We start from the raw sequence: 13,272 nt of genomic DNA, 5'->3' as shown, positions 1-13,272 counted from the left end.
TCAAGCCCTTGGGCAACCCGGCAGGAGCCCCAGGTGTCGGATGTGCGGCACCTGGCCGCTGTGGTGGCTGCTGGGGTGGTCGCTGCAACGGCAAACGCCGCCACCCCGAACGATGCGGGAGTTGGCGGCGTTGCTGAAGCGTATAAGTGTTGGCTTAACGCTTGGAGTACTGCGGGGCACGACGTGCCTTGTGCAGACCGGCCTTCTTGCGCTCGACGGCACGAGCGTCACGGGTAAGGAAGCCAGCCTTCTTCAGGGCGGCACGGTCAGCCGGGTTGTACACGTTGAGTGCACGGGCAATGGCGAGGCGGAAAGCGCCAGCCTGGCCGGTGGGGCCGCCACCGGTGAGGTTTGCCACGATGTCGAACTGGCCGTCGCGGTCGATCAGGTCCAGAGGAGCCTTGATCAACTGCTGGTGCAGCTTGTTGGGGAAGTACTCTTCCAGGCTGCGGCCATTGCAGATGAACTGGCCGGAGCCCTCCACCATGCGCACGCGCACGATGGCGCGCTTACGGCGACCAACGGTCTGGATGGGGCCTTCGTGCAGCGAAGGAGCCTCGGCCTCTTCAACCTCGGCCTCAACGGCTACAGCGTCACCAATGGTGTTGGTGAATTCCTCGGAAGCGGCGGCAGCAGCGGCGATGTCGGCTGCTTCTGCCTCGAAGTTTTCGTTTACGTTCTGTTCGCTCACTGGGACACCTGCTTGATCTCGTAGGTTTCGGGCTTCTGGCCTGCGTAGGGGTGCTCGGAACCGGCGAACACGTGCAGCTTCTTCACGGATGCACGGGAAAGACGGTTGTGGGGCATCATGCCGCGCACGGATTCTTCGATAACGCGCTCGGGGTGCAGGTCAAGCGAACGACCAAGGGTCATGCTCTTCAGACCACCCGGGTAGCCGGAGTGGCGGTAGCGCATTTCACGCTCGCGCTTGTTGGAGGAAACGTGAACCTTGTCAGCGTTAATGACGATCACGTGGTCGCCGCAATCAACGTTCGGTGCGAACTGGGGCTTGCCCTTACCGCGCAGCAGGTCAGCTACGTGGGTTGCAAGACGACCAAGCACAACGTCAGTCGCGTCAACGACGTACCACTTGCGGGTGATGTCACCGCTCTTCGGGTGGTAAGTAGACACTGAATGACTCCTTTTAAGTCTGTCTAGAACTGCCAGCCAAAAGTCTCGAATGGAAGATCACTCACGGCGGCCGGTGGAGACCCGAGGTGATCTGCTGTGCGCCCGAAAAAGGGCACACTCCACACAGGCGCTCTACCCTACCCCATTGGCAGCACACAGCCAAAAATGCTCGAAGGCTTCTTGCTTTTCGACGCCCACGGCCAGCTCCCCTCTCGTCCACCTCGAAAACACTTGCCCGCAATAGGCTTGGGGAGTTGATTAATAGATATGAGCGAAACAAAGAAGGACGCTAGCCAGCGCCTACAAGAGGCAGCCAACGCTGTGACCAATTTCTGGAATGACGGGTTTTTAAACGGCAAGCCCTTTGAGGCTTTTCTGCATGGCAATGGTGAATTCGATCAGGGAGAACTCGAACCTGATACGTTTATCCACCCCAAAGATGTTGCTTTCTTGAAAGACGAGGCTGACCCAGAAGGCAAGCGCCTAGCAACGCTTCGTTCCTGGGTGAACGGTTATGAAGGCAACAAGCTCAAAGAGTTCCAAGCCGATGATGCAAAGGCACTTCCGCTCTACCCGGCAGTACCGCAACCGTTCATGGGGGATCTCTCAGCCGCTCGCTTGTTGGTAGTGACCATGAACCCTGGCTTTCATGAGTACTCCGACTGGGTCATGGGTCGCCCCTTTTCCGCTCTGCCATGGAAAACACGGGGCAAGCTGCATTACTGCATCGGAGATCTCTATGGTTTTAACCCAAGCGATACGGCCGATGAGAAGTCTGAACGTGTTCGCAAACGAGCACGAGAGCAATGGAAACAAGAACAAGAAAAGCTGCTGCGACACATCAGAGGCGAAGAAGTCTTAGTCCCTTGGTCTATGGACGGCAGGAGCCCGGACTTTGCTTTCTGCCCTCCATTAAATTGCCATGGCGATAGTGCCAGCCTTTGGGGCGGGGAAGAACTATTTCCACAGGATCCCGAAGAGTGGCCCATGGGAAAGCACAACTGGCACACAACCTACTTTGGCGCTCCTGACGCCAAGACATATCTGCGATCCCTCTTTCCAGAAAAAGAGAGGAATATATCAACCTCGGACTTGGTAGCACAGGTCGAATTGCATCCCTACGCGTCTAAAACTGGTGCGGACCTAAAAAAGTTGCTGCATTCCGAAGATTTTGAGCTCAACGTCGCTGACCAAAACGCAGATTTCGGGCGTTTCTTGCCCTCTCAACGGCCCATTTTGGAGTACGTGCGCACCTTCATGGGAACGGCTGAGGAGAGAAACGCCATCGTTGTATTCCGAGGTTCGCTCTTCGGCGATAATGGCGTCAAGTGGCTGGATAGCACCATCAAATCGAGTGCATCAGCCAAAGCCAGATGCTTCTACCGTAGTGGCCAAGGATTCAGGCTAAACATCAGTAAGGATTTAAAGAATCGTGCGACGGATAAGCCCGTCCAGAAAAGCGACCTGCAGGAACTTCTCAAGACCCACAGCACGTAGCGCCTCGGAAGGCTGCAGCCGAAAAGCACGAAACGCGCAACCTGCCCTGGTTGCGCGTTCGCAGTATCGGAAGCGGGGCGCCAATCAAAGCAGCAGGCCTCGCGTTCGTTGCCATGTATCGAGGTGCGTTGTTGATGGGCGCGGGGGCGTCGAAAAGCTTCTAGCCCCAGGAAGCTGCTGCCAAACGGTTCACCTCACTCATGCGCTCATTGCCCTGACGGACGGTGTTGGCGATGGTGGAAAGGATGGTGTTGAGCTCCGCGGCTGCGCGATCCCACTGCGCCTGGGCCTGCTGGTATGCGGTGGCGGATTCGCCTTCCCAGGTGCTCACCATCGGCTGGATGTGTGCGCGCAGCGATTCCAAGAGGGCGTTGATGCGCCCGGAGGTGGATTGAATATCTCCTGCTGCGGCTTCGATTTCACCGAATCCGTACTTGATCATGTCCATGGTTGTTCCCCCTTATTTACAGTGCTAGGCCTTGGCCGCCCACGGCGTTGAAGGCTGCCACGTTGTCGGCTTCGGTGTGGTCAAAGGATCCTGCATTGGAGCGGATGTTATCGGCGATGGATTGCAGCGCCTGCTGCAGATCACGCGCGGAAGCATTCCAGCGTTCCATCAGCCCATCAAAGCTGTGCTGAGCACTTCCCACCCAAGATCCGCGAACTGCATCGACTACGCCGCGCAGCCTGGTCAATTCGCCTTGTACTTCATTATTTGTGTCATCCACCCGAGCGGCGGTGCTCACCATTACGTCGGATTCTGTACGAAACGCACTGGTCACGTGATTCCCCCTTTGTAGAACTGTTACGCGGTTCAAATTGATCACTGACATTCCCCGAGAGCATCAGTGCTGAGGTGCCAGCCCGGCCAGAAGGCCGTTGCTAAGCACTCACTACTGTTAGACGTAATTGCCAGCCCAGCGGTTCCCTTTTCAAGCAAAGTTCTTTGTTCACCCCAGCTCAAGGCTTGCAACTGCCTGGTCACAGGCCGCTAATTGCTGGTTCGATGCAGCCTCACGCGTTTGGCAACCGACAAATAGCATGTGCTCCCCGCGCTGCCATTGCGTCCAGCGCACTTGGGAACCATCGGCTGCGCGCTCTAAGTACACCACCGCGGGTGCCTCAGCTACACGGGCGTGAGCCTCAAGGACCTCCAGGGAATCATCGACTCGCACCGCATCGAGGGTGTTGCTTAAGCTTCTGCCTGGCTGCTCCTTGCTCAGCAGGATCCTCAGATTCGGGTCCTCGCCCGTTGCCATCACATCGCCATCACTTGCCGCCAACCCAAAATCCACCGGCAGCTTCACGCGAAGCCCATCTAATTCCATGCTGCGCAACACAGGAGCTTTAGCAGCAGGCGGCGCAGGGGTGCTGATCGAAGCCACAGTGGTTTTACTCGGCTCCGCCTGGGCCTCAATGGGCGCTGGCGCATCGGCACTTGCAAGCCAACGCCACGAAGCAATCACCGCCAATAGCGCCACGCTCGTGATCAATCCCCAGGCGATCTTTTGCCTTTTCGACACCCCACACTGCTGCTTTATAGCCAATTTCGGCATCGTTGCGCGCCGCGGCTCTACCTGCGCTACCTGCGGTTCAGGCTCAATCACCTGTGCACCAGCGGCAAGCAGCTCAGCTTTGAGGATCTCAACGGCCTCACCTTCGCCAATGAGTTCAACATCGCCATGTTCCCAACCATCAAGAAGCTCTTTGGCTTGTGCAATCACCGCCTCGGTAGCCCACCCCTCGACGATGCCGGTGCCGGGTAAGTCATAACGAAACAGCGTGTCCGGGCCTTCGAAAATGGTGGCGGCATCTAAGACGCTGATGCTCAACGTGCTCATAAGGTTTCCTTCGGCACGGCAACCTGCAGCATCCCCTGCTGGCTTCCGCGTTCAATCCACACCGCACGCCCCGGGATTTGTGCACTTGGTCGCACACCGAAGAGGGGACCATCATCGCGTTCACCGCTGAGCAGCAACACCAGTGGGTGTTGATCTTTAAGCTCAGCCAACAGGGGCTGGAATAGCGCCCGCATGGCCCCGCCCATCTTTCTGATCAGCACCACATGCAAACCAATATCTCGGGCATGTGGCAACACCTCTAGAAGCGGCGCAAGGGAGGCGGCATCGCAGAGGTCTGCATCATCGATGCAGACAAATAGCTCCGGGCCTTCCCACCAAGTACGAGCCCGAAGCTGCTCGGCACTTAACTCAGCTCCAGGCAAACGCCCACGCAGGGTAATCAGCGTCTCTGCCATCAGCGCCTCCGTTGCTTGGCGCGAGCCGGCATATCCGGCCAACATGTGCTCCGGCACGCTGCCAAGATGACTGCGGCGCGGATCAATTAACACCAGGCGCGCCTGCTTCGGATCCATGGCTGCTACCTGCTGCATCACAGAGGCAAGCAGCGTGGATTTTCCAGAGCCTTGGGCGCCGAAACACAGCAGATGCGGTGATTGATTCCAGTCCCACGCCACTGCCTTGAGGTCCTTAGCTCCAACACCAAGTGCCACCGCGCCCTTGCGCTCCAGCGCATCCACGCTGATGGTGTGCGGCAAAAGCTTGAGTGCAGGCACCCGTGGCTGATCGGCACAATGCCTGGCCACATGGGCGATATCTTGGGCCGCGCTGTGGGCAATGAGCATTTGTTCTTTGCTGTGATGCACGCCTAAGCCTGGGCGGTGCGGGAGGCGTTCCTGGACTTTGCGATCAATCAAAGAATCGAGCGCCTCTCCTAATTTCAGCTCGATTCTTTGGGCAATCAGATCACGCACCGCAGGTCGCATTGCCGTCCACCTGGGGGTGCTGAGCACCAAGTGCACCCGGGAGGCCAGACCATCTGCGGCTATCCGGTTCAAAGACTCCAAGTGTTCTTCATACTCGGCTGCCAGCACATGCCAGCCGTCGATAAGCAAGAAGGTGTGGCGCGCCTCGGCATCATCCACCAGGCCAAGCACCTCATCGATGATGCGAGCCACCTTTTCCGGCTCATCGCGATGCGCCACCCCAGCCACGTGCGGCAACTGCGCCAGCGCCGCCAAATCCTTCGCCGCTAGGTCAAGCACATACATGCGCAGGTGCTGGGTGCTGTGCTTAAGCGCCAAAGCAAGCGCCAAGGTGCGAAGGGCAGTGGTTTTACCCGACTGTGGCCCACCACAGATGGCGGCGTGACCCTGCTGGCCATGGAAATCCAGCACCAAGGGATCCTGGCGCTGCTCGAAAGGGCGATCAATAATGCCAATGGCTGCGCGCAAATCACCTTCGGGTTGCACCACCGAGGCCAGCGCGATTGCCTCGGGCAGCGGCGGCAACCACACTTGGCGTGCCTGCATACCTAACTCGCTGCCAAGCTGCACCGCGGCATCTACCAAGGATTCCAAATAGGTTGCACCCGAGGTGGCTTCGCACATATCTACCTCGGTGGATTCCCAACCATCCCAGCGGCGAGCCCTCCCGGAGGCATCGCGGGCTTGGGCTGGCACCATTAAAGGCCCAGAAACATAGTCGGTATGAAAGCGCAGCAATTCGCCATCGGCGGTTTTTAATAACCCGGCGCCGGGAGTATTGGGCAGCTCATAGGCATCGGCAACACCAAGTACCTGGCGAGATTCCGCCGAGGAGAAGGTCTTGAGCCCAATGCGGTAGCTCAGGTGAGAATCCAACCCGCGCAGCTTGCCTTCCTCTAAACGCTGCGAGGCCAACAGCAGGTGCATGTGCAAAGAACGGCCAAGCCTTCCCACCGCCACAAAAAGGTCTGCAAAATCTGGGTGCTGGCCGAGCAGTTCCGAAAATTCATCCACCACAATGACCAAGGCCGGCATGGCTTCGAGCTCTGGGCGGTGTTCACGGGCAGCCATGTATTCACCCACGTTGGCAAAGTTGCCGGCCTTTCTTAACAGCTCCTGGCGGCGGTGCATTTCACCTGCGATGGCGGCATGCATGCGCTCGACTAGCACGGCTTCTTCAGAAAGGTTCGTAATCACCGCGGAGGTATGTGGCAGCTTTTCCAGGCCTAAGAACGTAGCGCCGCCTTTGAAATCCACCAGCACAAAATTCAGCGTCTCTGGATCGTGCAGAGCAGCAAGCGATACAACCAGGGTGCGCAGCAATTCTGATTTACCACTGCCGGTCGCGCCCACACATAGACCATGCGGCCCCATGCCGCCGTGGGCGGATTCTTTGAGGTCTAGAAGCAGGCTTGCGCCATCTTCGCGCACACCAATCGGCACTTGAAGCCGTTGCGGGCCTCTGGCAACCCAGCGTTTGCGTAACTGTTCTACCTCCGGGAATAGCCCCTCAAGCGGCTGCGAGCCTAAAGGTGATCCGCCCTGGGGATCGCTGGTGGCCAGGCTTCGCGCTAGGTGCGCAGCCGCAGCGACGCTCGCTACTTCGAGCTGGCCTAAATCTTCCACACCGGCCTCGGTGAGCACACTGATCCGGTCGTGTTGAGCAAGCAGCACCAAACCTTCTGCTTCTGCCAAGGCCACCATTGGGTGCAGCTCTGCTTGAGCAAGATCTCCTTGAAAGCACAGCACCAAGGTGCGGTTTGTGCTGATGCCCGGCATGCTCGCGGCATCGTGATGCTGAGCATCGACGATATGCACACCGTGGTGTGCATGGGCAGTGGAGTGCGCGAACCATTTCAACCATTGCCACTGCCAAAGCTGACGTAAAGGCGCATCGACCTCGATGCTGACGTGCGCCGGCTGATGGTGATAGGCCAATTGCAGCAGCATCTGTCGGATCGCAGCAGCAGCCTGCTCTCCCACAACAGCAATGATTGGGAATGCCTGCAGTTGAAGCACCACGGGCATTTCCGGGATGGTGCCAACAGCTCGCACTACCCTGCGCAGCGCAATAGCGCAGACCGGGTCGAGGTCTTCTGCATTCCCAGGATCTTCTACCTCAATCGGTGTGCAAAGTGGGGTGCGTCCCACTCCAAGGCGAACCGCCATGAAGTGCTCATGCTGAGGATCACGCTGTTCACGGTGCTCAACAGGCCCTTGGCTTAACGTATTGGCATTTGGATGCAGGGTATGTTCCCTTTGGCGCTGGATCGCAGCGTTTTCTAAGGCTTGATCGCGCAACACCACCAGGTGGCGAAGGTAGCTGCGGCGGGTGTCGTCTTCTTCATTGCTGCCTTTAGGCTGCAGCATCGCCAACATCGACACCACCATAAACAGCGGGAACATCATCATCATTGGATTGAAGGTGGCCTGGGATAAGACCATAAACGCCACCATGGCTACCATGGCCAACACCATCACCACCGGCATGATGATCCGCGGCCACGGCAATGGTTGCGGCTGTTGAGCCTTCGGCACTGCCTGTGCTTTGAGGTTGCCTTGTGGCAAGTCCGGCACAATGGGTGGCTCTATGGCTGTATCCGTCTCAGATGCAAGGCTGCGAGCGTCGGTGCTGTGCGGCAGTGGTGCGTCGAAAAGCTTTCGAGCCAACGTGCGAGTCACGAAAATCAATCCCCCTTTTGATCAATCCCCCAAAGTTGTGTACCCCCGTACACAATCTCCGGTGCCACCCGCGTTCCGGTGGACACGACCTTGAGCTTAGGTCAAGATAGCTTGCAGCAAAAGGGATAGCGTGCGATTGGGGAATCGCACAGCACCGCTACCCGATTGCGTATCACTGCGTGGGGCATCACAAGCCCCGGCATTCACTCAAGGGGGAAATATTGTGCACGTCGTAGACCAGGACATTCGGCTGCATTTTCGCATCGACTCCGGCAGAACAAGCCAGAAGGTTCAGGCCGTGGATATGTCGATTCCGGCAAGTTCGAGCATCGCCGAAGTGCTCGCGGAAGTCCTCGACCTCACCCAGGCACCAGCAGTCAGCGTGCCCTGGCAAGCCACCACACCAGCCGGCATTGAACTTGATGCCAACGAAGCCATCGCCACCATGGGCCTCGGCCACGGATCGGTGGTGATGCTCAGGCCTCGCAGACCCACGCCCGTGCCGGTGCTGCGCGACTCCGCCGAAGCCGTCTCGGCCCTTGCCCACTTTGAACGCCCGGCGCGGCATACCTCCATCGCCGCTGCCGCCACCGGGGCCTTAGGGTGCATCGCCCTGCTTTGCCTCAGCGCCTCAACGATCGACGCCGGGCTGGCCTGCATGATCGCTGCGGTGCTCCTGACTGCCGCCTTTGCTTTTCAGCCAAATCCGCTGATCATGCCCATGATCGCCGTGCTTGTGGGCATCGGTGCTGGGGTTTATGTGGCAGGCAATCATGCAGAAGATGCTGTGTGGGGGCTGATCGCCGCGGTGGCGGCAGCGGCCAGTGCCATTGGCGTGTGCTGGGCAATCGTCCGGGTGCGCACCGGGATGCACCTGCGCATCGGCTACCTCGAAGATGGGCCGCTTCGCCGAGGCATCGCTGCAAAGAAGACGCCGAGCACGAAAGGTGAACTAGCGGGCAAGCACGAAGCAGGACTGCCCACGACGGATGCCGGTGAAGGCTCGAACATGTGGCAGCCCAAGCACGCAGAGAAGCTGGGATGCAATGGCACCTTGAGCCAAGAAGAAGCAGACGCCCTGCGCACCTCTTGTATTGCCAGCTTGAGCACATGTTTGCTGCTTGGCTGTGCAGCACCGGCTGGATGGTTGCACCAGCGCTACCTCAGCGATCCCTTTGGGTGGATCGTTGGCGCCAGTGCCCTGGTTATCCTTGGCGGCGCACTATTTGCCCTGGCCGCGCCATTGCTTGCGGCGCACCTTGCCGGCCTAAGTGTGCCCAGGGTGCCAACGGCCGGTGAGGATTTGGGGCATGGCGATGGGGAACACGACCCGGCGCTGCTGAATGAACAGGCCAAGGTTGCGCGCGTTATTTTCAACGGCTTCCATGTGGCCATCGCCTGTAGCTCTATCCCTGCGCTGTTCTTGCTTGCCTGTGGCAGCTTGCCAAGCCTGGGGTTACATTCCCAGGCCGGTGCCTGCGTTGCCTTGGGGTTATGTGTGGCATTGGCGTTGGTGCTGCATGCTCACCGGCATCAATCAACGATGAGCATTTGGTGCATGTGGCTTGTGGCAATGGCAGCGCTGCTCAGCGCGAGTGTGAGTGCTGCTGCGCACGGACACTGGGTGTGGTTGGCTCTAGCAGGTGTTGCTTGTGGAGCCTTAGCCCTTGCGAGTGCTTGGTCGCCACGCTTGCGCACAGTAGCCCCCACCACCGTGGTGTGGCTCGAACGCCTAGAAGCAGCCGCCGTATGCCTTGCCATCCCCTTAACGCTGCACATCCTTGGGCTTTTTGCCCTGCTCAGGGGGCATGCGGGATGAGGGCGAAACTTCCAGGCCTCAAGAATGTGATTGCTGCCCGGCGTGCTGTTGGAGTGGCGTGCGCACTGGGTATCGGCCTCGGAGCACTTCTTGTGCCTGCGGGCAGCCTCGTTGGCGTGGCTCAAGGTGCAGAATGCCCCGGTACGGTTCCTGCTGATAGCCATCAGGTTGCTTCTCAGGCGCTGAGCAGCGATGCGTATCGCCACGCCCATCGCTTTGCCGACGGCACCGGGGTAACAGTTGCCGTGATCGACACAGGCGTAGAAGCGCACCCTCGCCTTAAGCTGCACCCGGACAATGAGGCCGGTGATTGCCAAGCCCACGGCACCATCGTCGCCGGGGTGATTGCTGCCCACGACAATGGCGATGGCGTGGTTGGTGTGGCCCCAGGCGCAGAGATTTTGGGAATCCGGCAAGCAGGCGATCAACGGCGCGAGGATACCGCCGGCACCATCGCCACCTTGGTAGAAGCCATCGATACCGCGATTGAACGCGACGTAGATGTGATCAATATTTCGGTGGTGGCCTGCGTGCCACAGGATCAATCCTTAGAGCACACGCCTCTAGACCAGGTGATTAAAAAGGCAGAAGCCCGTGGCATTGTGATGGTGGCTGCTGCCGGCAATCTTGGAGGCCCTTGCACCGAACACAGTCAAGGACTACCGGCGGCGCACCCGCTGGTGGTAGGTGTTGGCGCCACCAGCGATGAGCGCACCTTGGCTGCATACTCCATGCCCGTGCAAGGTGGTGCACTCAGTGCCCCTGGGCAGGTGCTGGCTGCAATAGATCCTCGTAGCAGCGGATTGGCCTCAGCTACCACCAGCTATAACTCCACCGCAGCCTTTGAGGGCACCAGCTTTGCTGCCCCCTTAGTATCAGGCACCTTCGCGCTCTTGCGGCAACGCTACCCCGAGGCCTCCCCTGCTGCATTGCGGGCGATGCTGTATCACAGCGTTGATCCCAATGCCGGGGTGGTGGATCCTTTAAGAAGCCTGACCTTTCGGCATGAGCCAGCGCAACAGCATCAGATCCACCTAGCTGCCCGCTCGCCGGTGGTGACGCAGGGTTGGAATAAGCTCCTGCTGTTATTGCTCGGTTTCGGATTGCTCGGCATCGTGTTAGTGGCGCTGCGCGGCACTGAGCGGCGCCACGGCAATTAGGGCGTAGAGGCGAGCACGGGATCTAGTGCTGGGAACATCCCCATTTTCCAGCCAACCCATGTGATGCCAAGAACCGTAATCCAGGCGGCGAGCACTGTGCCGGAAATGATTGAGTATCGCACCTTTTTCGGCTGTGGCTGATACCAGGTGCTAAAGCGGTCGTAGGAAGTAACGCCCCAACCGAGAAGGCGTGCAGCCCAGTGCACCTCAAGGCTTAGAACACCAATGCCGATAAATACCGTGAGCCAGCCTGGGCCGGGGAAAGGAATGGTGATGAGCCCGACAATCACGATCAGGGTGCCTAAGGTGAGCACGAGCGGGCGAACGAGGAATCCATAACGCCGCTGTTTTAACGCCTGGTGATTCCGCTCCAGGCGTTCGACTCTTTCAGCTACGGCATCACGCATACTGCCCACGGCAAGCTCCACCTCCTTCAAGCATCACAAATTGCTAGCTTGGCACAGCCCCCTTGATCAGGACAAGGGCTAAAACCAAGTGTAGCGCTTCTCTTTTTCCTCGCTCCTGGGTTCGTCTTCAACCTCACAGTCCCGGTACGCAGTGAGTTCTAGTACATCAGCTCTAGTACAGCGGCTACCCCAGCGCACCACCACTGCATCGCACAACAACCCCAGGCCCCGGCAGCACGTCGCGGTGCTCCAAGGCCTTTTTGCCTATGCCTTTGCTTCCTGTGATCAACGCCCGCTAGGTGTGGAGGATTCTTAACCTTCTGAATCCTGAGGTGGCTCCTTATCCTCGGGCGCCTCGGATTGGCCTTGTTGCTCTGGTGCTTCTTGTGCTCCTTGGGCACTATCTTCCTTGGCAGGTTCACCAGGTGCAGGGTTGTGGAGTTTGGGTGCGCGCTCTTGAGATTGTGGTGTGGTCGGTTCTACAAAGCTTCTGCCTGCGGCTTTGGCGGAAAGTTCGCTGCCCTCGGGCAGGAGCCGGAGCAGTACCCAGGGCATCATCACTGGTGCTGCCAAGCCGAGGGCTTGGTAGTTGGCATCGCTGATTTTATGGCGAAGTCCCGACTCCCCGATCACGTGGGTGCCGTTGATGGTGCGTACTCCAATGGCTGTGCCGAAGGTATGCGCATGTGTTGCCACTGAGGTGCCCGGCAAGGCGACGGCCTGTGCTAAAAGTTGTTCTGCTGATAGTGCAGCCACGCCAACATGATGCTCAAATTCACCCTGCTGCCATTGGGTTTGGATGCAGATCGGTTGTGCTGCCGGGTCGATCCATTCCACGGTGCGCTCGGGTAGATCGATACTGCGCTGCGCATCGCTGCGTTGCGTCAATTCAGTGCGCCCAAGCGTTTTCAGGTTATTGCCCAAATCGAGCAAGATATCGCGCTGCAGTGGCGTAAGCGCAATGATGCCCTGGGGCAGGCTCAACCAGGCTTGATCTTCTGCTTGGAGGATATCGCCGTGCCATTGGGGCACCGGCGGAGCTTCAGCGATGGCATTGAGCACATCCTCCGGTGGCCGCCACCTGGCGGTGGAGTGGTCGATATTCATCTGCCTTCGGATCGCCCTGCCCTCAGGGGTGTCTTCTGCTGGGAGTAAGAGGCGTTGGTTATGGCTAATGATCCACTCTTGAGCGCCCACGGCAGCCAAAATGCCCTTGCTTTTCTCCAAGCTGGGCACCTGTTCCTGGCCAAGCACAATATGCTCCACGGCCCCTGGGATTCTTGGGATCCCGCTGCTTGGTGTATTTGGGCCTTGGGTGGTGCATAGGCTCCAGGATGGTTGCTCTACTGGCTGATCACTCAGGATCCCTGGTGCATCCACGATGCCCACCGGTGCGGCGATGGGGGTTTGGCGCAGGATCTGATCACCAGCTTTGATGGGATGAGCAGGCTCGCCTACCAGCAGCCTTGCCGATGCCAGATTTGCCACGGGGTGCAACACCTGTTCCTCGCGCACCAGCAATTGGCCGCTTTGGGCTTTCAGGATGGGCGCATCGCCAGGGTCGGGTTCGGGTTTGAGCCACGCCAAGGCGGCGGATCCTACACACAGCAAGATGCTGATGGCTAGGCCTGCTGCCACAGCTTTGCGACGTTTGCCGAGTGGATCATGCAGCATGCGCTCGTCGCCAAGCGCTACCCCAAGTTCGAGCCTTCGGCTTAAGAATTTATGCCCTGAAACTTGGGCTTTGGTGGTGGGACGCATCGGCGGCTGCGCCATGGTGGCCTCCTAGTG

General features: G+C 58.9%; 11 protein-coding genes. 3 read left to right on the top strand and 8 right to left on the bottom strand.

The window, feature by feature from the left end; all coding sequences use genetic code 11:
- Positions 1-154: 154 nt before the first annotated feature.
- Positions 155-691, bottom strand: coding sequence for a 30S ribosomal protein S9 (gene rpsI / locus IEU99_RS05435; protein WP_128890418.1), 537 nt, complete (start codon positions 689-691; stop codon positions 155-157).
- Entirely contained in the window at positions 688-1,131 is a 444-nt protein-coding gene (gene rplM, locus IEU99_RS05430) for a 50S ribosomal protein L13 (RefSeq protein ID WP_123960814.1), read from the bottom strand. The genes rpsI and rplM overlap by 4 nt, the downstream gene beginning before the upstream one ends.
- 267 nt (positions 1,132-1,398) lie before the next feature.
- Here rplM and IEU99_RS05425 point away from each other — a divergent pair, with 267 nt between their 5' ends.
- Positions 1,399-2,628 (top strand): hypothetical protein, encoded by a 1,230-nt coding sequence (locus tag IEU99_RS05425; protein ID WP_128890419.1) that lies wholly within the window; start codon positions 1,399-1,401, stop codon positions 2,626-2,628.
- Positions 2,629-2,788: 160 nt separating this feature from the next.
- Here the strand turns inward: IEU99_RS05425 and IEU99_RS05420 are convergent, their stop codons facing one another.
- The 4 genes from IEU99_RS05420 to eccCb all read right to left on the bottom strand — a co-directional run bounded on the left by IEU99_RS05420 (position 2,789) and on the right by eccCb (position 8,095).
- Positions 2,789-3,076, bottom strand: coding sequence for a WXG100 family type VII secretion target (locus IEU99_RS05420; RefSeq protein ID WP_123960816.1), 288 nt, complete (start codon positions 3,074-3,076; stop codon positions 2,789-2,791).
- A gap of 16 nt (positions 3,077-3,092) precedes the next feature.
- The gene (locus IEU99_RS05415) at positions 3,093-3,410 is read right to left on the bottom strand and encodes a WXG100 family type VII secretion target (RefSeq protein ID WP_123960817.1); all 318 of its coding nucleotides are present in this window, start codon (positions 3,408-3,410) and stop codon (positions 3,093-3,095) included.
- A 168-nt stretch (positions 3,411-3,578) separates the two neighbouring features.
- Positions 3,579-4,469 carry a type VII secretion-associated protein gene (locus IEU99_RS05410; RefSeq protein WP_188358290.1) on the bottom strand — a complete coding sequence of 297 codons (891 nt, stop codon included), beginning with the start codon at positions 4,467-4,469 and terminating at the stop codon, positions 3,579-3,581.
- Positions 4,466-8,095: a type VII secretion protein EccCb gene (eccCb, locus tag IEU99_RS05405; RefSeq protein ID WP_128890420.1), complete on the bottom strand. Its 3,630-nt coding sequence runs from the start codon at positions 8,093-8,095 to the stop codon at positions 4,466-4,468. The genes IEU99_RS05410 and eccCb overlap by 4 nt, the downstream gene beginning before the upstream one ends.
- A 223-nt stretch (positions 8,096-8,318) precedes the next feature.
- On the opposite strand from eccCb, the gene eccD reads away from it, so the two are divergent.
- Together eccD and IEU99_RS05395 are read left to right on the top strand one after the other, a co-directional pair.
- On the top strand, positions 8,319-9,914 hold the full coding sequence (gene eccD / locus IEU99_RS05400; protein ID WP_128890421.1) for a type VII secretion integral membrane protein EccD: 1,596 nt from the start codon (positions 8,319-8,321) through the stop codon (positions 9,912-9,914).
- Complete coding sequence (locus tag IEU99_RS05395; RefSeq protein ID WP_164931188.1) at positions 9,911-11,074, top strand: S8 family serine peptidase; 1,164 nt, start codon at positions 9,911-9,913, stop codon at positions 11,072-11,074. The genes eccD and IEU99_RS05395 overlap by 4 nt, the downstream gene beginning before the upstream one ends.
- Here IEU99_RS05395 and IEU99_RS05390 read toward each other — a convergent pair.
- Complete coding sequence (locus IEU99_RS05390) at positions 11,071-11,490, bottom strand: TIGR02611 family protein (RefSeq protein WP_128890423.1); 420 nt, start codon at positions 11,488-11,490, stop codon at positions 11,071-11,073. The two genes, IEU99_RS05395 and IEU99_RS05390, sit on opposite strands and share 4 nt — an antisense overlap.
- Before the next feature lie 303 nt (positions 11,491-11,793).
- Positions 11,794-13,257, bottom strand: a complete 1,464-nt coding sequence (eccB, locus tag IEU99_RS05385) for a type VII secretion protein EccB (protein ID WP_128890424.1) — start codon at positions 13,255-13,257, stop codon at positions 11,794-11,796.
- Between the last annotated feature and the right edge of the window lie 15 nt (positions 13,258-13,272).

Origin of the sequence: Corynebacterium pelargi (assembly GCF_014635485.1) — a bacterium.
In the GTDB taxonomy this organism is placed as follows: domain Bacteria; phylum Actinomycetota; class Actinomycetes; order Mycobacteriales; family Mycobacteriaceae; genus Corynebacterium; species Corynebacterium pelargi.
This window is presented reverse-complemented; position numbering and strand designations above follow the sequence as displayed.

Coding starts and splice junctions, on each gene's coding strand:
- IEU99_RS05420 (WP_123960816.1), bottom strand. CDS start 3,076: ATGGACATGATCAAGTACGGATTCGGTGAAATCGAAGCCGCAGCAGGA.
- IEU99_RS05410 (WP_188358290.1), bottom strand. CDS start 4,469: ATGAGCACGTTGAGCATCAGCGTCTTAGATGCCGCCACCATTTTCGAA.
- eccB (WP_128890424.1), bottom strand. CDS start 13,257: ATGGCGCAGCCGCCGATGCGTCCCACCACCAAAGCCCAAGTTTCAGGG.
- IEU99_RS05395 (WP_164931188.1), top strand. CDS start 9,911: ATGAGGGCGAAACTTCCAGGCCTCAAGAATGTGATTGCTGCCCGGCGT.
- IEU99_RS05425 (WP_128890419.1), top strand. CDS start 1,399: ATGAGCGAAACAAAGAAGGACGCTAGCCAGCGCCTACAAGAGGCAGCC.